General features: G+C 42.4%; 14 protein-coding genes and 1 pseudogene. 10 read left to right on the plus strand and 5 right to left on the minus strand.

Annotated features, from left to right (window positions below):
* The first annotated feature begins 53 nt into the window (after window positions 1-53).
* The 3 genes from VB693_RS21325 (at window position 54) to hetR (ending at window position 6,212) form a co-directional block, all read left to right on the plus strand.
* Complete coding sequence (locus tag VB693_RS21325; protein ID WP_416233409.1) at window positions 54-1,346, plus strand: inorganic phosphate transporter; 1,293 nt, start codon at window positions 54-56, stop codon at window positions 1,344-1,346.
* 549 nt (window positions 1,347-1,895) lie between these two features.
* Window positions 1,896-4,118, plus strand: coding sequence for an EamA family transporter (locus VB693_RS21330; protein ID WP_323268013.1), 2,223 nt, complete (start codon window positions 1,896-1,898; stop codon window positions 4,116-4,118).
* Between the two features lie 1,194 nt (window positions 4,119-5,312).
* Window positions 5,313-6,212 carry a heterocyst differentiation master regulator HetR gene (gene hetR / locus VB693_RS21335; protein ID WP_190700749.1) on the plus strand — a complete coding sequence of 300 codons (900 nt, stop codon included), beginning with the start codon at window positions 5,313-5,315 and terminating at the stop codon, window positions 6,210-6,212.
* A gap of 506 nt (window positions 6,213-6,718) precedes the next feature.
* Here hetR and VB693_RS21340 read toward each other — a convergent pair.
* Window positions 6,719-7,285: a hypothetical protein gene (locus VB693_RS21340; protein WP_323268014.1), complete on the minus strand. Its 567-nt coding sequence runs from the start codon at window positions 7,283-7,285 to the stop codon at window positions 6,719-6,721.
* A gap of 372 nt (window positions 7,286-7,657) precedes the next feature.
* Here VB693_RS21340 and rpsD point away from each other — a divergent pair, with 372 nt between their 5' ends.
* Window positions 7,658-8,266, plus strand: a complete 609-nt coding sequence (rpsD, locus tag VB693_RS21345) for a 30S ribosomal protein S4 (RefSeq protein ID WP_190700755.1) — start codon at window positions 7,658-7,660, stop codon at window positions 8,264-8,266.
* Window positions 8,267-8,356: 90 nt separating this feature from the next.
* On the opposite strand, the gene moaA is transcribed toward rpsD, so the two are convergent.
* Window positions 8,357-9,343, minus strand: a complete 987-nt coding sequence (gene moaA / locus VB693_RS21350) for a GTP 3',8-cyclase MoaA (RefSeq protein ID WP_323268015.1) — start codon at window positions 9,341-9,343, stop codon at window positions 8,357-8,359.
* 42 nt (window positions 9,344-9,385) lie between these two features.
* On the minus strand, window positions 9,386-10,432 hold the full coding sequence (locus VB693_RS21355; RefSeq protein WP_323268016.1) for an aromatic ring-hydroxylating dioxygenase subunit alpha: 1,047 nt from the start codon (window positions 10,430-10,432) through the stop codon (window positions 9,386-9,388).
* A 220-nt stretch (window positions 10,433-10,652) separates the two neighbouring features.
* Between VB693_RS21355 and VB693_RS21360 the strand changes: the two genes are divergently transcribed.
* Together VB693_RS21360 and VB693_RS21365 are read left to right on the plus strand one after the other, a co-directional pair.
* Window positions 10,653-11,129 carry a YbjN domain-containing protein gene (locus VB693_RS21360; protein WP_323268017.1) on the plus strand — a complete coding sequence of 159 codons (477 nt, stop codon included), beginning with the start codon at window positions 10,653-10,655 and terminating at the stop codon, window positions 11,127-11,129.
* Window positions 11,130-11,146: 17 nt separating this feature from the next.
* Entirely contained in the window at window positions 11,147-11,866 is a 720-nt protein-coding gene (locus tag VB693_RS21365; RefSeq protein WP_323268018.1) for a biotin/lipoate A/B protein ligase family protein, read from the plus strand.
* A gap of 72 nt (window positions 11,867-11,938) precedes the next feature.
* Here VB693_RS21365 and VB693_RS21370 read toward each other — a convergent pair whose 3' ends face one another.
* A complete protein-coding gene (locus tag VB693_RS21370; protein ID WP_323268019.1) occupies window positions 11,939-12,640 on the minus strand; it encodes a YdcF family protein in 702 nt (233 codons plus the stop codon).
* A 323-nt stretch (window positions 12,641-12,963) separates the two neighbouring features.
* Here VB693_RS21370 and ctpB point away from each other — a divergent pair, with 323 nt between their 5' ends.
* The 4 genes from ctpB to VB693_RS21390 all read left to right on the plus strand — a co-directional run bounded on the left by ctpB (window position 12,964) and on the right by VB693_RS21390 (window position 18,963).
* Complete coding sequence (gene ctpB / locus VB693_RS21375; protein ID WP_323268020.1) at window positions 12,964-14,301, plus strand: carboxyl-terminal processing protease CtpB; 1,338 nt, start codon at window positions 12,964-12,966, stop codon at window positions 14,299-14,301.
* 199 nt (window positions 14,302-14,500) lie between these two features.
* Window positions 14,501-15,469, plus strand: a complete 969-nt coding sequence (locus tag VB693_RS21380; protein WP_323268024.1) for a glycosyltransferase — start codon at window positions 14,501-14,503, stop codon at window positions 15,467-15,469.
* 65 nt (window positions 15,470-15,534) lie between these two features.
* Window positions 15,535-16,230, plus strand: coding sequence for a response regulator (locus VB693_RS21385; protein WP_190700782.1), 696 nt, complete (start codon window positions 15,535-15,537; stop codon window positions 16,228-16,230).
* A gap of 180 nt (window positions 16,231-16,410) precedes the next feature.
* A complete protein-coding gene (locus VB693_RS21390; RefSeq protein WP_323268021.1) occupies window positions 16,411-18,963 on the plus strand; it encodes a filamentous hemagglutinin N-terminal domain-containing protein in 2,553 nt (850 codons plus the stop codon).
* 105 nt (window positions 18,964-19,068) lie between these two features.
* Here VB693_RS21390 and VB693_RS21395 read toward each other — a convergent pair.
* Window positions 19,069-19,339 (minus strand): annotated as a pseudogene (locus VB693_RS21395) (photosystem II q(b) protein); the annotation flags it as partial.

Consider the following 19,339-nt stretch of genomic DNA (forward strand, 5'->3'; position numbering starts at 1 on the left):
TTTTAATTTTTAATTTTTAATTGATCTCTGGGTCTTCCCCCCTATCCCCCAATATGGAAATACCGATTACATTACTGATAGTAGCCCTACTAGCCTTCTATGTAGCTTGGAATCTGGGAGCTAACGACGTTGCTAATGCAATGGGAACTTCCGTTGGTTCTAAAGCTATTACTCTGAAGCAGGCACTAATTATTGCTGGGGTATTAGAGTTTACTGGTGCTGTTTTATTCGGTCATCAGGTGACAGCCACCCTAGCAACAAAAGTAGCCAACCCTAACTTATTTGCGGCGACACCCCAAGTTTTAGCTACTGGGATGATCACAGTGCTTATTTCTTCTGGTGTATGGTTGCAAATTGCTACAGCAAAGGGTTTACCTGTATCTTCCTCCCATGCAGTCGTCGGTGCGATCGCTGGTTTTAGTTGGGTAGCTTTAGGCATAGAGGCGATTGATTGGTCAACCATTGGCTCAATCACTGTTGGTTGGATTTTAACACCAGTTATCAGTGGAGCGATCGCCGCTTTATTCTATAGTCAAATCAAACACTGGATTTTGGATCAACCTCATCAAACCAAACAACTACAAGAGTGGATTCCCTGGTTGAGTGCAATTCTCATCGGGGCTTTTGGTGTAATTGTCCTACCTTCTTTCACTCAACCCGTAACCAATTTTTTAATTGCCCAATTCGGTATTCACATTCCACCCCACGACATCCCCTTGATCACAGGTGCAGTAGCCGCAGTTACACTGACTGTTTTTAGTTGGCGACAGCTAGAGGAGTTAGGGGGCATGGGGCAGAGGGCAGGGGACAAGGAAAATTTCAACCCAGTCAACACCAACACCGAATCCCTATTTGCCCGTTTCCAAGTCCTAAGTGCTTGCTTTGTCGCCTTTGCACATGGTTCTAATGATGTCGGTAATGCGATCGCACCTGTAGCGGCGATCGTTTATATCAATCGCACGGGCCAAGTACCAACAGCAGGCATTAATATTCCCCTATGGATCTTAATTCTTGGTGGTGCTGGAATTGTTGCTGGTCTAGCTGTTTGGGGTAAAAAAGTGATCGCTACTATTGGCGAAAATATCATCGCCTTACAACCCAGTAGTGGATTTTGTGCTGAACTCGCCACAGCTACCACCATCCTCATCGCCTCTCGGCTAGGTTTACCTGTTTCCACCTCTCACGCCCTCGTTGGTGGTGTAGTCGGTATTGGTCTGGTGCAAGATATAAATTCGGTGAAATTTCAAACCCTCAAGGGTATAGCCGCCGCTTGGCTAGTGACTGTTCCTATCAGTGCAGTTCTCAGTGCGACCATCTTTAGCATTGCTCGGATGGCTTTTGTTTAATGTCAATTGTTATTACTCTCTGCTAATAACGCAAAAACTAGAATTTATTTTGGCAGAATGGCATTTAATTAATTAAAATGCTTCTTAAGGGCTGATTTGAATTTCTCCCTGAATCGAAGCTATAAATTGTTATAAAAGCTACATTCTGTAAAAATTACCTGTAACTTGAAACTCCTCTAGCAGTTTTTTATAAATCACCTACATAATTGCAACCAGCTATTAATTGCTATTGCTACAAAAATAACAAGTATTTATATTTAGGTGAGATTTTTTCACGAGAAAATATCTTACTGGGTCAGAGAATCATGAAAATCAGACGGATGAAGTGCTGAAAGGTCTGTGATATGAAAAAAACACAGTATAGTCAATCTGTGAGTCACATAATATGCTTTGTCAATACTGGGGTAAGCATGACACAATGGCGTTGATATCCGTAAGTCCTGTGAAGATTTTCTATTTTATCTGACAAAATACAAGAAACTGAGTATGAGTGCCACAAATTTTACAGGAAGCAGCTTTATCGTCAAGGTGTATAGAGGTTAGAAACTAATGGGGCGATTTGAGAAGCGACCAGACAACCCACGAGTCCGAGGCGACATATCCAGAGCAGCAGAATCAGCTCTATTGGCTGTTGTTGAGGATTTAGAAAACCTCCAACAAAGTGTACTTAAATCCTTACAAGAAGATGTTAAACGGCTACAAGGCGAGAAAGACCGTTTAGCAGATGAAATTCATCAATTAGTCGAAGAAAAAGAACACTTACAAGAAGTTAGGCGGATTACGGAACAACAAGTATTAATCCGTCAGTTATCAGAAGCTTTAGCCAAGCACATCTGTTCACAACTGCAATCATCACTAGCGAAGATAGCTAGCCAAACAGAGAATCAAATTGCTGCACTCAAGTCAGCCCAAAGTAGCAACATTGTCACTGGAAACCAACAGCCAGCAGAAAAAATGCTTGGTAGTTTGGATGATAACTTGACGATCGCCTTTAATTCCCTCCAACAAGAACTCAAGAACTATCAAAGTAATCTGTCCCAACAGCTGTCTCGGATGTACAGCCAACAGCAACAAGGGGAGACCATTTTAGAGGATTTCATCAGTCAACTGCGTGGGGATCTAACAAAAACGATTCAAGAAACCTCACAATTAGTAGCTAAATCATCTCCCTCTACAGTATTACAGCCTCCCGAAATTCAACCTTCCAATACTGCCAAAGTGGTGAATTTATCTCCACCGACAGTATTACAACCGCCGGAAGTCCAATCTCCCGCTTCCTTCCAAACACCTCCATCCGTAGAACAAGTTACTCAGATTCAGGCTCAATCAGTTTCTCCCGTTACAGAAAAACCCCCTGTACCCCCACAGTCAACACCAATTAGAGTCCCACCAGCAGCACCAAAAACTGCTGAATCAACAGCCTCACCGCCTGAACCGATTTCTGTTTTACAGCCGGAAATATCTGAGACTGAGATCACCTCAAGGGAAATCAAATCTCCACCACCTGAACCCGTTTCGGTTTTGCGTCCGGGGATATCGGTGACTAAGATTACATCACCACCACCAGAAAAACTGACTGAATCGATTTTTTCACCCAAACCTGAATCTTCCTCAACTAAAGGGAAAGGCAAAGAGCCAATCTCTGTAATCCAAAATGACAATCCGTCCCCACAATCTGCGTCAGCATCCAAGCGGGGATCACCATCTCCTACCAATAAATCCCGCAGTTCCTCTAACTTATCACCAGTCCAGATTGGCTTCTTATTGATAGTTGCATCTGCTGTCATGTCATCGCTGTACAACGTAGCCATCAAGGGGATGTTTTATAAAACTTCTCAAACCTCTGCTGTGTTGGAAATAGCAGGTTTAATTTCGCCGACCGTGGGAAATATTATGTTAATTCTCACTTTGCGGTTGATGGTGGTAGTACCACTAATGATGCTTTTAGCTCCCATGATGCACCCCCAAGTATGGGAAGACTTACAAAGTCTCAAGGAGTCCCTAGGGAAAAAATCTGGTGCTACTCGTGGTAAACGACAAAGTGGTGTGCAGTTAATCATTGCTAGCGGCTGCTTTCTGTTTTTATCGCAAGTTTTGATTTACTTTGCTATCGGTCAAGTTACTACTGGCACAGCGATCGCTCTATTCTTTGTTTACCCTGTTGTTGTTAGTATTTTATCTTGGTTCTTGTTGCGCGATCGCCCTAGTGGATTTCGCTCCATCTCCCTCGCCGCAATTTTCTGCGGTGAATTACTAGTTTTTGGTGGTACTCTCATTACTGCTGGTGTGACTGGAAATAATTCATTGGGTGGGATCACCGCAATTCTCGCAGGAGTAGCTTTTGCTTGTTACTTACTCTTAACGCGAGCCTCTGCTACTAAAATACATCCAGTCTCTTTGACCTTCGTGAACTTCGCCACCATGTTGGCTTTAAGTTTTATCTTTTTGATGTTGCCTTTACCCAATAATTGGAGTTTGACCGTTGACCCATCTAAGGTACTAGAAATTGTTTTAAGTGCTGCGATTTTGGGTGTCTTGACCCTTGTAGGGTATGTATGCAATCACTTGGGAGTTAGCAAATTAGGCGCGCCGCGATCGGCAATTATTGGCGCAGGTGTACCTATTTTAACTGTAATTTTTGCTGGCTTAGTTCTGCAAGAAACTTTAAACATTGTCCAGATTTTGGGAGTGTTATGCGTTACTTTTGGCGCAGCTGCTTTCAGCTTTGGCAAAACTAGAAATCCCAACCCATCATCCAGTAGTGAAAATTGAACCTGACCTTATCTTATATCAATAAAATTAGCGAGAAATATCAACATGGAAAAATTAAGATAACCTCGTGGCATATATCTCATCATGCCCTAAAGCCAAAATTTTTGACGTATAAGACGTATAAATTTAGCCAAAGAATTTATACTAAAGTTTCTACCATCTGGCTACAGATCAAACCCTGAAAACCTATATAAAAGCTGAGGTTATGAAATATATAGCTTTTACTTATATGGTATGATAAACCACGAATTACGTAAAAGCTTGCAGCATACCTGTATTTAGATTGTAGTTGAGCGAATATCGTTACCAATTAAGCATTTGAGAACAAAATTTTTAGTTTTTACTAATGCTTGTCGATGCAAATGTCATTAAACTTTGATAATTTACTCTGACAAATTATGGGCTGTTAATCGCCTATTTTAAAGATTAAGAAGGAAAAGATTAAGAATACACTAATTCAGATAAATTTAATGCAAGAACAGCTAAATATAGAATATTATGTTGTGAGCAAATAAAACATATGGTCAAATTTGAACTATCTGCCTTATTTAACATCTGTGATTTTCCTCTCGGCAACTAACTATCTGGCAATAAAGATACAGAAAAGTTGCAAGGGGCGTGGTACTTAAAAATACCCTACTGATGCCCTAAGTGTTAATTGGGTTGCTAAGTGACCTTTTTAAAGCGATTACTGCCTGTGTTCTCAGAGAATTTGCCTATCCGCAAGTTTTTCTAGAGTCTGAAAGTCACTGACACCACAGACGTTCTGAATCTAAAACTTCAGTAACTATATTTAAGGTAATGCTATCTCCCAAATCTGGTAGGTAGCCAAACTTGTTGGTGATTAGCATTGCTGAGTGTTACTAGATAAAGGGCAGAGAAAATCCGGATACTGAAGAAAGTCCCTGTAGGTTACTTATTAGAGCCATATATATAGTTCTTAAGTGACTTACAAAGGTATCATGGGTAAATTCAGGCTGTTAATCCGCGATTTTTCGGTAAGATACAGGAATAACTCTAGTAGCAGTGCTTTTGCTACTTATATCCAATTACAGTATGGAGGAACGGGTAATTTGAATACAAATTATTACTTACAAAACCCATAATATACATCTGGCGTGGCGATAAAACCTGCCATTAGGTGTATTTCAATTACTTTTTTAGACTAATACGTGCTATTCAACTATTTGTAATATGAGTAACGACATCGATCTGATCAAACGTCTTGGCCCCAGTGCGATGGATCAGATCATGCTATATCTGGCCTTTAGTGCCATGAGGACAAGTGGGCATAGACATGGCGCATTCTTAGACGCAGCAGCCACCGCCGCTAAGTGTGCGATTTACATGACATATCTAGAGCAAGGTCAAAATCTGCGGATGACTGGCCATTTGCACCATCTAGAGCCAAAACGAGTCAAAATTATCGTTGAGGAAGTCAGACAAGCCTTAATGGAAGGCAAACTGTTAAAGATGTTGGGTTCTCAAGAGCCTCGCTATTTGATTCAGTTTCCTTATGTTTGGATGGAACAGTTTCCTTGGCAACCAGGTAGATCCCGCATTCCTGGAACAAGTTTAACAAGTGAAGAAAAGAAACAAATTGAGCAGAAATTACCTAGTAATCTTCCTGATGCTCAGTTAGTCACATCATTTGAGTTTCTGGAACTAATTGAGTTTCTCCACAAGCGATCGCAAGAGGACTTACCATTAGAACACCAGATGCCTTTGAGCGAGGCCTTAGGAGAGCATATCAAGCGTCGTCTGCTCTACTCAGGCACGGTGACACGGATTGATTCACCTTGGGGAATGCCTTTTTACGCTCTAACTCGCCCCTTCTACGCTCCAGCCGATGACCAAGAGCGTACCTACATCATGGTAGAAGATACCGCTCGGTATTTCCGCATGATGAAAGATTGGGCAGAAAGACGACCAAACGCCATGCGTGCTTTAGAAGAGCTAGATGTACCGCCTGAAAAATGGGATCAAGCTATGGAAGAATTAGATGAAATCATCCGAGCTTGGGCAGACAAATATCATCAAGCTGGTGGTATTCCCATGATTTTACAGATGGTGTTTGGGAGAAAAGAGGACTAAGCACGAACCAAAGCAAGTGATTTTTTTAACCAACCTAACAATCAGTAACACAACAAACAGTCCCAGAAGTCACAAACGAGCATCTGCATAGCAGCTATAAGCAGATTGTGCTAGCTATTAGCCAAAAAGCAACATCTGATTAAGGTATATTTGCTGAACTAGCAGATGGCTATCGTCTGTGTCTATGTTGGGTTTTAACTATCATATTGGTTAAGCAAATTAGTCCGAGAAGGCAAAAGAAACAGCCTTGACATATCAAACAATTTGTGAATTACGTTCGCTGTGCCGTACTAGCGTTCTATGGTTTAGACGTAAAAAAATATTAGCCCAACTCCACTAAATCCTTGTTTAAGGAAGGGCTGCAATTCATCGGGTTGCTTCCAATAATATATAACTTCAGTCAATGCCAATAGTCCAAAGTAAATGCTGAAAAATCAAGCTTCTTTGGACTATTGACAGCCTCAACTAGAAATCTCAGATACTTGTGTAAGTCCTGAGCTTATCTATTAGTTGGTAGGACTTTCAGGAATTGGTTCACTCTCCAAGTTAGGATTGAATATTGTGGGTGGTTGGAGTGGTGAAGTCGATGTAGGGACAAAACCACTAATGCGATCGCTACCATCAATACAAGTATTTAATGCTTGATTAGGCTCAATCTTAATCTGACTACGCAAACCTATTACACACTGAGCAAAGCGTTCTGGTAATAAACTGCGCCCACAGTAATTTAAGGCATCTGGATTAATTGTTTCCTGAGTATTTTTGCTCACTGAAACGACACAGGTGGCTAATTCCTTTGGCCGTCTTGCTTGCCTACAACCAGGTAGGGCATCAGTAGCACTTATATCCGTGCGCTTGTCAATAAAAACCACACACGCCGATAAGTCTGTTGGACGCAAAGCCGTAGCACAAGCCTCTGAGGTTGCTTGCTCACTCACACCCACACTTAAAAGTCTGCCGGCACAGGCGCGATAATCATTGTCAGCAGCTATGCTAGGGACACTCATCCCTACACAGCTACCTACAGCCAAAACTGGTGCTATCAGCCGAATTAGACGAGTTTTAAAGGTCATTTTTGATTTTCTCCCCACTAACCTTTGTTATGCACATTACCGTTCTTCAAACACCCAAAGTTATGCTAACTCAAATGTGCAACAAATCTTTTGCAAATCAGGCAAAACCAAAGAACAGGAAGAAAAATCTTTGAAAAAGACAAAAAGTGTAGAGGTGCAGGGGAGCAGTCGCTGATAGCGTTCCCATAGAGTGGAGCAGAGGAGTAGGGTAACAGAGGTTATTCAATTTTGAATTTTGAATTTATATGCCCCATCCCCAAGAGAAGATAAATTTTTAGCGATTCAATGAAATCATTTTTGCATTTCTGAATAGCTGGTATTTATAATAGTATGTCTGAGTAAAATTTAAACAGGATTAGATTAAGGAAACTCATGTCCCGATACAGAGGGCCACGCCTTAGAATTGTACGTCGCTTAGGCGAATTGCCAGGATTAACTCGTAAGAGCGCAAGACGCGCCTATCCGCCAGGTCAGCATGGTCAGAATCGCAAGAAGCGTTCTGAATATGCTGTCCGTTTAGAAGAAAAGCAAAAGCTGCGTTGTAACTACGGTGTAACGGAAAAGCAGCTATTACGTTATGTCCGTAAAGCTAGACGGGTAACTGGTTCTACTGGACAAGTGTTATTGCAACTGCTAGAAATGCGCTTGGATAATACAGTTTTCCGCTTGGGTATGGCCCCTACCATCCCAGCCGCTCGCCAGTTGGTAAATCACGGTCACGTCACAGTTAATGGTCGTGTGGTGAATATCGCCAGCTACCAAACTCGTCCCGGAGAAGTTGTTGCTGTCAGAGACAGAGCGCAATCACGCAAGCTGGTAGAAGCTAACTTGCAATATCCCGGTTTGGCCAATCTTCCTAACCACTTAGAGTTTGATAAAAACAAATTAGTTGGTAAAGTGAACAGTGTCATTGAACGGGAATGGGTGGCACTACAAGTCAATGAACTGCTAGTCGTGGAATACTACTCACGTCAAGCTTAGGACAGTGCTGAGTGCTGAGTGCTGAGTGCTGAGTGCCGACTGTTTAAAGTCCTATCACTCACAACTCAGAACTCATTGCTCAAGAGTGACTTATCCTCCAATTTGTGACATGGTACGGCTGTAATTACCTGTAGTACCAGAATCGCGTCCTTTAAAGTTAATTTCTGGCTTGATTGCCAATAAGTTTTTTACCTGTTCTTGCAATTTCTGGGTGCTGACACCAGAACGGAGAGCAGTTTTTAAGTCCATTTGACCAGTTTCATTTAATAAACACGGTCTGAGCCAACCATCTGCACTCAGCCGCATCCGGTTACAGCGATCGCAAAAACATTCTGACATTTGACTAATAAATCCCAATGTCCCCTTCGCGCCAGGAATTTGAAAGACATCCGCAGGGCCAGCACCACGAACTTGAGCTTCTGTCAATCCCCAACGATCGCGGATTTGTTGCCGTAATTCGCCTGAAGATATCCAACCGCGATCGCTAAATAAATCGCCGTTACCAATGGGCATAAACTCAATAAAGCGGACGTGCCACTGTTTATCAATGGTTAAAGCCGCTAAATCCAAAATTTCATGGTCATTAACCCCAGGAATTACCACTACATTTAACTTCAAGGGGTCAAAACCGACACGATAAGCCGCTTGAATCCCATCCCAAACCTGTTGCCAGCGAGAACGTCCACGAGAGCCGATAATTTGGTCAAAAATATCGGGATCAAGGGAATCTAAGCTAATATTGATGCGTCGCAAACCAGCATCATAGAGATTCTGGGCTAAGGGAGCTAGTAAAAAGCCGTTGGTAGTCATAGCGAGGTCTTGAGTTTCGGGGAAAGACGCGATCGCTCTGACCAAATCCGCCACACGAGGACGTAATAACGGTTCACCCCCTGTCAACCGAAAACGAGTAAAACCGACAGGAATAAAAACTTCTTGAACTAAAGTGAGCAATTCCTCATCAGTAAGTAGCTGTTGCTTGAGGATATAGTCTAGCTCTGACCCCTCTGGCATACAATACTGGCAACGAAAATTGCAGCGATCTATTAAACTAATGCGGAGGTAGTCTACCTGGTTCATGTTGGGTTTTTCTTTCTATTGTGCGCGATCGTTAATTACGAATTACGAATTAATTTGATTCCTCATCAACCGTTGCACACTCACTAACGCGCGGTTTAACTCATAATTCCGTTTTTGGGGATTTTGTAAATACGCTTGCTGTTCTTCCTCAATCATTTGCACATCTTGCACAACCAAACCGTCGAGTAACTTTTGGGCTGCACCAAATAAGCTATCTTTAATAAACCGCCGAAACCATACCGGCAATTTGTGTAATCGCCAAAAAGCGTTTAATGAGGTGAAATGAATTAAATAAGCTTTGGTGTGCGTTTCACTCACCGGACATAACAAACAATAAATTTTAAAATCCTTTCCTAGTGTAGACACCCAATGGGGATAAATGTAACTTACATCTAGGGGTTCAGGATGTAAGCGTCGGAGTGCAGGGAAGAATAACTGCGAAATAGACCAAATTTTATCTATCTTGTAATAACTTTGGGCTTGATAATGAGCATCTACACGGTGGTCATTTTCATCAATGTCTTGGAGTGTTGCTTCTGCCCAAGCTTGTAAATCCTGATGCAAGTGTCCGTGATACATATCCATCAGGTTTTCAATCAGATAAGAATAATGAGCCTGACAATTAATCACTGACACTGTGGCGATATAGTTTAAATGATCCCACTCTGGTAAGCCTAGAGGCTCGACAGTTGGTTCTTGATCTCCAGGAAATAACCAAATAAAACCGTCTTGTTCTTTGACTGGGTAACGCCGAATTTTGCAATTAGGAAGTTTCTGATTTTCGGCTAAGTAAGGAACTGCTGCACATTCACCTTGATGATTGAAACGCCAACCATGATAGGCGCATTCTAATTCATCGTTGATGACTTGTCCGTGGCTGAGTTTAACTTGTCGGTGGGGACAACGGTCTTCTAGAGCGTGAATTTGTCCTTGACTGTCTCTATAGAGTGCGATCGCCTGATGCCAAATTATAATTCCCAATGATTTATTTGTAACTTCATTAGTACGTGCAACCACATACCAGTGATTAGGGTTAATTCCCAACTGACGGACATCACGACTTTGCACAACTTCAGACAGAGAGGACATAGATTTATACATCCTTGGCAGAGTTAGATGAATAATTGCTACACCCTTCACTGATGACAGGTGCAGTAAAAGACATCTTACAAGCAATTTTTCCAAAATGAAATCTAATACTTCCTGCCGTACCGTTCAGACTCGCCCTTCAAGAATTCAACCTAATTTGACTTACAGGCTATAAAGTATGTGTAGATAAAACAATGAGTATATTGAGAGAAAAATCTGTATGACAAGCTACCAAGAAACCTTAACTAGCAAAGAGACTTTAGAGGAACTAGTGGAAACAAACAGCATTAACCATATCGAAGTCATTGAGAACGTCATTGACTCCTTAGAGCAAGATGATAGCGCAATGGTCAGCCACTCCCCAGAAGGTGGTTATCTGTGGAAATTTAAATATGGCAGTGTGGAAGTATTCGTCCAACTGACTGGAACAACTGATGAAGACACAATCACAGTTTGGTCGGCGGTACTCCCGTTACCTGCTAAAGATGAACCTAAATTGATGCGTCAACTATTAGAAATGAACTGCTCCAGTACCTTTGAAGCTCGCTTTGGTATTATTGATAACAGAGTAGTAGTTATCTCTACCCGCACCTTAGCAGAGTTATCGCCTGGGGAAGTTTCGCGGCTAATTACTGTTGTGGCGACGATCGCGGATGACAATGATGAAGCCTTACAATCTGAATTTGGTGCAGCTTAGATAGTTCGGAATTTGCAATGGGTAACAAGCAGGTTTGGCGACTAATTCCTTTTTTAGCAGCTTCTGGTAGTGTGCAGATGGCGATTGACCGATGGTTATTACAGCAACATCTATCAGGAAATTATCCTTCAACTCTACGATTTTATACTTGGTCGCCACCCGCTATTTCCCTTGGTTATCATCAACGACAATATCCTGAACACTGGCAAAATCTGACTTGGAAGGGACAGACCTTAGATTTAGTGCGCCGTCCTACAGGTGGTAGGGCAGTGTTACACCAAGGGGATTTAACTTATACTGTTGTCACCTCTGGATTAGCTGGTAATCGTCTCCATAATTATCAGCAGATTTGCGAATTTTTGATTACTGGATGGAAAGAGATCGGCATTCAATTAGACTATGGTACAGCCGGACGCGGTTACATTCATAACCCCAACTGTTTTGGGACGGCTACAGGTGCAGATTTAGTTTTACCAGATGGAACAAAATTGATTGGTAGCGCGCAATTAAGACGCGGCGGCGCAATTTTGCAACATGGTTCTATGCGTTTGCAGCCAGATGCAGAATTATTTACTCAAGTATTTGGTGGAGAATCTTTTCAGCCTGTGCAATTGTCCCCAAGCTTGAGTTTAGACACGATTATGACTGCTTTGACTCATGCGGCGAGGGATTGCTTTGATATGGAGATTCAAGTGCAACCCCTTTGTCTGTCCGAGTGGGATGAGATTTTAAGCTAAATGAGAATTGGGAATTGGTATTGTATTTTTTATTTTTGTATTTTTCTCCCTCTGCTTTACCTGTCTCACCTGTCACCTATCACCTACATTCCCCTGACGCTCGCACTTAAAACCTTGACTTTGCCAAGCCTGCATATCCACATCACTAAGTTTAGTTACGTTGGAGCATTGAGGCTGAACGATTTGGCTCAAAACTGCCCACAATAGGCTCCGTGCGATATCTAGTGTAGTTTTTAACAAAGACTCTTGATTACCGGGAACACCAACTTCTTGCACAACCTCAACTTCCACCCACATACGATGAGAGCCGAAAAGAATCTGTGACATCAATTTAGCTCGCGGTAAGTGAGTAGGGGAAGTAATTAATTTGACTTTATGAACTCCCCATCGCTTTAAAATCGGAATTCCGTAGTAGAAATTTTCAAAGGTAGATTTAGCACACTTTTCCAACCAAACATTTTGTAAATCTGCCATTTCTCGTTGAAAAATTAGCCATATACAGGGGTCTTTAGAACCCTGGGAAATTAAAATGGGAATTTGTGGATTTTGTTTAGCTGTTTGGGCAATATAAATTTCGCGGCGGATACTACCACCAAGGACAAAAAAGGCATCTACTGGCTGGGAAGAAGCTAGAAATAGGTTGATAGTGACGAGAATTAGCCAACTCCCAAACAAGAAGCATAAACCCCAACTAAGCTTTTGTAACAAATGCAACCATCTGCGAAATTTTCTCCTGCCAGGAATTGATGAATTTTTGGTAAAGTTGTGTCTCATGAGTTAGGACAAAAAAGCTGATTAACTTAGTTGCAAAAGACCAACATTTCCGGCAATGAAATGCTATCTTAGAGAATTAATATAGGGTGTAAATAAGACGGTTGCACAACTGTCACATGATTGTCATAGTGCTAAGTTAGAGTAACAAAGAAAGTTCAAAATTTGGGTAACAATTTTTCACAAATTAAGGCAAGATCCTAACATAATTCAGAGGGGAAAATTATGAGGGAAGCATAGCTAAAAATTGAGTATAAAAACTTAAGAAACTCCTAAAAGCCTGATTGCTAAACTGTCAATACCACCGTAAATTCCTGCTGATATACATGAACCAATCTGCGAAACGTTACTCGCCGCTCCAAGTAGCCTTGATTGGAGGAGCGATCGCCACAACTGCTACTATATCCGTATTTGGCCCCGCTTGGACTCGGAGCGTTCGCGCTGCTCTACAAGACAGTCCCAAAGCATTAGTTGATCAAGCATGGCAAATAGTCAATAGTGAATATGTTGATGGCAACTTTAATCAAAAAAACTGGCTAGCAACAAGGCAAAGTCTATTAAGCAAAGACTACTCATCTAAAGAAGAAGCTTATGTAGCAATTCGTGAAGCTTTACAACTGCTCAACGATCCTTACACAAGATTCATGGATCCCAAACAGTTTGAAGCCTTAACCAGTCAAACTTCTGGGGAAGTCTCTGGTATTGGCATTCGCATGGAAATGAATGAAAAAACCAAGCGACTGACTATTGTAGAAGCAATAGAAAATTCCCCAGCCCTGAAAGCTGGAATTAAAGCTGGCGATGAGATTTTGGCTATTGATGGCAAGCCTACTCAGTCGATGAAAATAGACGATGCCTCCAAATTAATTCGCGGTAAAGCAGGTAGTAACATTACACTCCGCTTAGGACGCAGTGGGCGCAATGCCTTTGACGTGAAGTTAACACGGGCAACTATCGAAGTGCCAACAGTTTATTCCAGCGTCAAGCAAGAAGGAAATCGCCGGATTGGTTACATTCGGTTACGCGAGTTTAGCGGCCACGCCGCCGAACAAATGCACCGAGCAATTCGAGACCTGAACGGTAAAAAAGTGGATGCTTTCGTGTTAGACTTGCGCGGTAATCCTGGCGGGTTATTGCAGTCCAGCATCGAAATTGCTCGGATGTGGTTAGATGATGGCGGCATTGTTCGCACAGTTAACCGTAAGGGAGTCAATGAAGACACTAAAGCCAATCGCACCGCTTTAACAAAACTGCCCTTGGCAGTATTAGTAGATGGTAATTCCGCCAGTGCCAGTGAAATTCTTACAGGTGCGCTCAAGGATAATAAGCGGGCAGTAGTTGTTGGTAGTCAAACCTTTGGTAAAGCCTTAGTGCAGTCAGTCCATGAATTATCAGATGGTTCGGGGATGGCTGTTACCATTGCCCACTACTACACCCCCAACGGTACAGATATCAACCAAAAAGGGATTGCGCCAGATATCAAGTTAGACTTGACAGAGGCACAGGAACGCCAGCTAGCGTCCAACCCCAGTCTGATTGGTACTCCCAACGACCCTCAATATAGCCGAGCGATCGCAATTTTATCTACTAATACCTTTGCCCAACCTCCCATCAATCAAACATCTCCATCCTTAAGCACTCGCGCCCGCGATTTGAAATTCTAAATATTCCATGTGCGATTTCGTTACCAGGTGTTCATATATCAGCATTTTTTGAGCCTTAACAAGGTGATAGGGGACAGGTGACAGGGGACAGGGGACGGTGTATTGGGCTAAAAATTTCTCCCCTATACCTCTTCATCCCCTAATTACGAATTACGAATTACGAATTACCTACACCCTTTTATCCACAATTACAGGCTCTATGAATTATCAGGAAATTGATCCAACCACCGCCAACAGCTTCTTGCCTATGGTTTCGGTGGTTGTTCCTATTTATAACGGTGAGGCAGATTTACCAGACTTAATTAACTGTCTGGTGTCTCAAACCTACCCCAAAGATAGGGTAGAGTACCTACTGGTAGATAATAATAGTAGCGATCGCACCCTCAGCTATCTCCAAACAACAGCTGCCAATTGCCCAATTACCATTCACCCTTTGAGCGAAAACCAAATTCAAAGCTCTTATGCAGCTCGTAATACGGGGATTCGGGCGGCGGTGGGGGAAATTTTGGCTTTTACAGATGCAGATTGTCGTCCTCAACCCCAATGGCTAGAAGCATTAATTCAGCCTTTTGTCAACCAAGACGTAGTGATTGTAGCTGGAGAAATTGCAGCATTACCAGGTAAAACTTTCTTAGAACAACACGCAGACCGTCAAGAAACTCTCTCCCAAAAGCATACCCTTGCTCATCCCTTTTGTCCCTACGGTCAAACGGCTAACTTAGCAATTCGTCGCACTGCTTTCGCTACATCGGGTTTATTTCGCCCTCATCTGACTACTGGCGGTGATGCAGATATTTGTTGGCGCATTTTGCAACAAAACACTGGGCGGTTAGAATTTGCCCCTATTGCCATTGTTCAACACCGTCACCGTAGCACATTCAAGGAATTAGCTAGTCAATGGCAGCGATACGGACGCTCTAATCGTTATTTACATGAACTGCACGGCGTAGCCTTAATGCCAGATATGAAACCTCAAGATATTAGCTATCGTTTAATACGTTGGTTACTCAAGGAATTGCCACGGGATAGTATCAGAGCGATCGCTGGTAAAGGTAAATTGATAGATTTATTAGATACTCCCATTGGCCTATTTAACGCCAAAGCACGGGCTGAGGGACAACGGGATGCCAAGCTACCAGAACTCGCCAAAACAATTGAATGGATCTAAGAAATTTGAATTTTAGATCAAGGATTCGCTACATTGGAGATAGGTAGACCTTAAGGAAATATTCGATGTCAGCACAATTGTTACTGGTAGATGATGAACCCGGATTACGAGAAGCCGTAAAAGACTATTTACAAGAAAGCGGTTTCGGCGTTCAAGTCGCCAGTAATGCCCGTGAAGGTTGGGATTTGATGCAGCAAAATACACCCGATCTGGTAATTTCTGACATTATGATGCCCCAGGTAGACGGCTATCAATTTCTCAAGCAATTACGCGATGACCCCCGCTTTCAATCCCTGCCTGTGGTATTTTTAACAGCAAAAGGCATGACTAGCGATCGCATCCAAGGTTATCAAGCTGGTGTTGATGCCTATCTCCCTAAACCCTTCGATCCAGATGAACTAATAGCAATTGTAGAAAATTTACTTGCCCGGCGCACTGCGAAGCAGCAATTTCCAGGTCAAGAAGGCGAAACACCTGACATTGCTGAACTAGCCAATCAAATTGCCCAAATCAAAGCTTTACTGACGCAAAAAAGTGCAATTTCTCAATCTCCAGCTCCCTTCAAAATCGACTTGACCCCCAGGGAACAAAGCGTTTTAAACCTGGTAGCCGAAGGGTTAATGAATAAAGAAATCGCCCGCCGCTTAGAAACCAGTGTGCGAAATGTAGAAAAATACGTCAGTCGTTTGTTCAGTAAAACGGGTACGAATAGTCGCACCGAATTAGTTCGTTTTGCTTTAGAACACGGGTTAGCTAATTGACACCGTAATTCTTGGTTTCACGAGTGCATTTATAGCGTTTCTCGGTTGGGTGAGGTAGATGAATCCTACCCCAACTCTATAAGAGCCACTGAAAAGGGGACTTTAGCTCTAGGGCTTGCACACCGCGAAGTATTCGGTCAATATTGCTAGAATGCAACAACTTGTGGTAAACATTTTTCCATGTATCAAAGTCGCAGCGATCGCCATTCTAACTTCAGTCTAGTAAGTGCTTTAGCAATTGCTAGCATATCTGCTGTTTTTGGAGATTGTGCCTTTGCCCAAATCAGGAAGGATGACACCTTGGGTGCTGAGAACTCAGTTATCACACCTAACTTGATTAATGGTCAAACTATTGATCAAATAGATGGCGGGGCAATTCGTGGAAATAATCTATTTCATAGCTTTGATCAGTTTTCTGTGTCTACTGGCAATACAGCCTATTTTAATAACGCTACAAATATTCAAAACATTATCAGTCGAGTAACTGGAAATTCTATCTCTAGTATTGATGGCATCCTGAAAACTAACGGAACAGCTAACTTATTTTTGATTAACCCCAACGGAATTATTTTTGGTTCTCATGCTGCTTTAGATATTCAAGGTTCGTTTTTAGCTAGCACCGCTACTAGTATAAATTTTGCTAATAATCTCCAATTTAGTACCGCAAACCCTCAAACTGCGCCGTTATTGTCCATAGATGTTCCCATTGGCTTACAATTTGGAACTACGACGGCAGCAATACGCAATCAATCCCAAGCCAGTCTCAGAGGAGCAACCAATCGTTTAAATAATCCTGCTGGTTTACAGGTGCAGTCAAATAAAACCTTGGCACTGGTAGGCGGTGAGTTGACATTGGCGAGTGGAAATTTAACTGCAAAATCAGGAAGAATTGAGCTAGGAAGCGTCGGTGCGAATAGTGTAGTCAAGATCAACTCTACAAATCAAGGTTGGGTTCTGGGATACGAAAACGTTAGAGATTTTCAAAACGTTCAACTAACAAGGAAAACTTTAGGCACTCCTACCAGTCCATCTCAAGTAGATGTGAGTGGCGAAGGTAGCGGTAGTATTCATGTGCAAGGTAGAGAAGTATTGATTAATAGCTCTTCACAGCTTTTAGCTAATACTTTGGGTTCTAAACAAGGAGGTCATTTAACGATAAATGCCTCAGAATCTGTAGAACTAATTAGTGGTACACCTTTGACAACCAGGACTTTTGGTTCTGGAAACGCCGGAGACTTAACGATTACAACTGGTAAGCTAATTGTAAAAAATTTAGCACAAGTCCAAACTGGAGCTCAGTCCATGAATAACGCACCAGATCAAAATGGAGTGCTGGACTTGGGTTCGGGTGGCAAATTGATCGTCAATGCCTCAGATTATGTAGAGTTGAGTGGTAGTCGTGTTTTTGGTAGCTCTCTGTTGTTCAGTGGACTATTAGCTGCAACTCCTGATGTTGGGGATGCTGGCGATATCATCATCAACACTAGAAATTTACGCATTGAAAACGGAGCGAAGATAGCGACGGAGTCTGCGGGTAGAGTCCTAATACTACCAGGATCTAATCAATATGTACCAGCTACAGGTAGGGGAGGCAATGTGATAATCAACGCTTCTGAATCTGTAGAAATAAATGGCACTTCAGCTAATGATTCTCCCAGTGGTATTTTTACTGCAACAAGAGGTACTGGAGCAGCAGGCAATTTAACTTTGACTACTGGGAAATTGACTATACAGGATGGAGGAGCAATAGTTGTTAGCAGCGCAGCACAGAAAAATGTTATCTACCTCGGAGATCCCACTAAATTAGGAGCAGCAGGTGAAGTCAATATCAATGCTCGTTTCATCCACCTAGACCAAGGAAAATTGGTGGCAGAAAGCGAAGCAGGTCGAGGTGGGAATATCAACCTCAAAGTGCAAGATTTACTATTGATGCGCCACGACAGTCAAATCTCTACCAATGCAGGTAAGACATTAGCGCAAGGGGATGGCGGCAATATTACTATCAATGCAGCTAATGGCTTTATTGTTGGCAATCTTTTAGAAAATAGTGATATCACTGCCAATGCTTTCGCCGGCACAGGAGGTAAAGTCACAATTAACGCTAAGAACATTTTTGGATTTGTACCACGTACTCGCGCAGAGTTGGTGGAGTTGTTAGGAACTGAAAATCCAGAGGAGTTAAACGCTAGTAAACTGCCAACAAACGACATTACAGCCTTTTCGCAGCAAAATCCTTCATTAAATGGAGACGTACAAATTAACACACCTGATGTTGATCCCAGTCAAGGCTTAGTAGAACTGCCCACAAATCTGGTTGACGCTTCTAGGCAAATTGCTTCTGTTTGTCATTCTAGCAATAACATTGAGAGAAGCTCATTTATTGCCACTGGTCGTGGAGGAATTACACCCAGTCCTGCGGATACATTGATGGATGATACTGTCCTAACAGACTGGATTGAATTACCAGTAGATAGGAAAAATAGTGCTGATAATCTTCAGCCGCGTACAGAAGAAAATACAGGGAAATTTAAATCAGGCGATGGTCTCCGACCGACGGTCGGTCATCGCCTACGGTGGTCAGAACGCCACAGATATAGCCAAATTATCGAAGCCCAAGGTTGGGTCATAGATCCCAAAGGTAATGTAGTTCTCGTTGCCCAAGCACCCACCATCAAGCCTCATAGTACAGAGATGAAGTCAGCAGCTTGTGGGTTATTAGGGAGTAGGAAGTAATGCAATACTTTTCGCTTAAGCTTGCCAAAATCAACAAAAAATTCAACACAAACAAAAACACCCCCCGTTCTCGGGGGATGTTTTTAATTAGCGAAGACTTAAAGATTAACCGTTGATAGCAGGTGCGCTGATAGCAACAGGAGCAACTTCACCAGCAGCCAAATCTAAGGGGAAGTTGTGAGCGTTACGCTCGTGCATTACTTCCATACCCAGGTTAGCGCGGTTGATTACATCTGCCCAGGTTGCAATGACACGACCTTGAGAATCAATGATGGATTGGTTGAAGTTGAAACCGTTCAAGTTGAAAGCCATTGTGCTAACACCCAAAGCGGTAAACCAGATACCGATTACAGGCCAAGCAGCGAGGAAGAAGTGT

Origin of the sequence: Anabaena sp. UHCC 0399 (assembly GCF_034931465.1) — a bacterium.
GTDB classification, from domain to species: Bacteria; Cyanobacteriota; Cyanobacteriia; order Cyanobacteriales; family Nostocaceae; genus Trichormus; species Trichormus minutissimus.

What these genes read in the sequence shown, in the direction of transcription:
- VB693_RS21325 (WP_416233409.1), top strand. Translation starts at nt 54, where the DNA reads ATGGAAATACCGATTACATTACTGATAGTAGCCCTACTAGCCTTCTAT.
- VB693_RS21330 (WP_323268013.1), top strand. Translation starts at nt 1,896, where the DNA reads ATGGGGCGATTTGAGAAGCGACCAGACAACCCACGAGTCCGAGGCGAC.
- hetR (WP_190700749.1), top strand. Translation starts at nt 5,313, where the DNA reads ATGAGTAACGACATCGATCTGATCAAACGTCTTGGCCCCAGTGCGATG.
- VB693_RS21340 (WP_323268014.1), bottom strand. Translation starts at nt 7,285, where the DNA reads ATGACCTTTAAAACTCGTCTAATTCGGCTGATAGCACCAGTTTTGGCT.
- rpsD (WP_190700755.1), top strand. Translation starts at nt 7,658, where the DNA reads ATGTCCCGATACAGAGGGCCACGCCTTAGAATTGTACGTCGCTTAGGC.
- moaA (WP_323268015.1), bottom strand. Translation starts at nt 9,343, where the DNA reads ATGAACCAGGTAGACTACCTCCGCATTAGTTTAATAGATCGCTGCAAT.
- VB693_RS21355 (WP_323268016.1), bottom strand. Translation starts at nt 10,432, where the DNA reads ATGTCCTCTCTGTCTGAAGTTGTGCAAAGTCGTGATGTCCGTCAGTTG.
- VB693_RS21360 (WP_323268017.1), top strand. Translation starts at nt 10,653, where the DNA reads ATGACAAGCTACCAAGAAACCTTAACTAGCAAAGAGACTTTAGAGGAA.
- VB693_RS21365 (WP_323268018.1), top strand. Translation starts at nt 11,147, where the DNA reads ATGGGTAACAAGCAGGTTTGGCGACTAATTCCTTTTTTAGCAGCTTCT.
- VB693_RS21370 (WP_323268019.1), bottom strand. Translation starts at nt 12,640, where the DNA reads ATGAGACACAACTTTACCAAAAATTCATCAATTCCTGGCAGGAGAAAA.
- ctpB (WP_323268020.1), top strand. Translation starts at nt 12,964, where the DNA reads ATGAACCAATCTGCGAAACGTTACTCGCCGCTCCAAGTAGCCTTGATT.
- VB693_RS21380 (WP_323268024.1), top strand. Translation starts at nt 14,501, where the DNA reads ATGAATTATCAGGAAATTGATCCAACCACCGCCAACAGCTTCTTGCCT.
- VB693_RS21385 (WP_190700782.1), top strand. Translation starts at nt 15,535, where the DNA reads ATGTCAGCACAATTGTTACTGGTAGATGATGAACCCGGATTACGAGAA.
- VB693_RS21390 (WP_323268021.1), top strand. Translation starts at nt 16,411, where the DNA reads ATGTATCAAAGTCGCAGCGATCGCCATTCTAACTTCAGTCTAGTAAGT.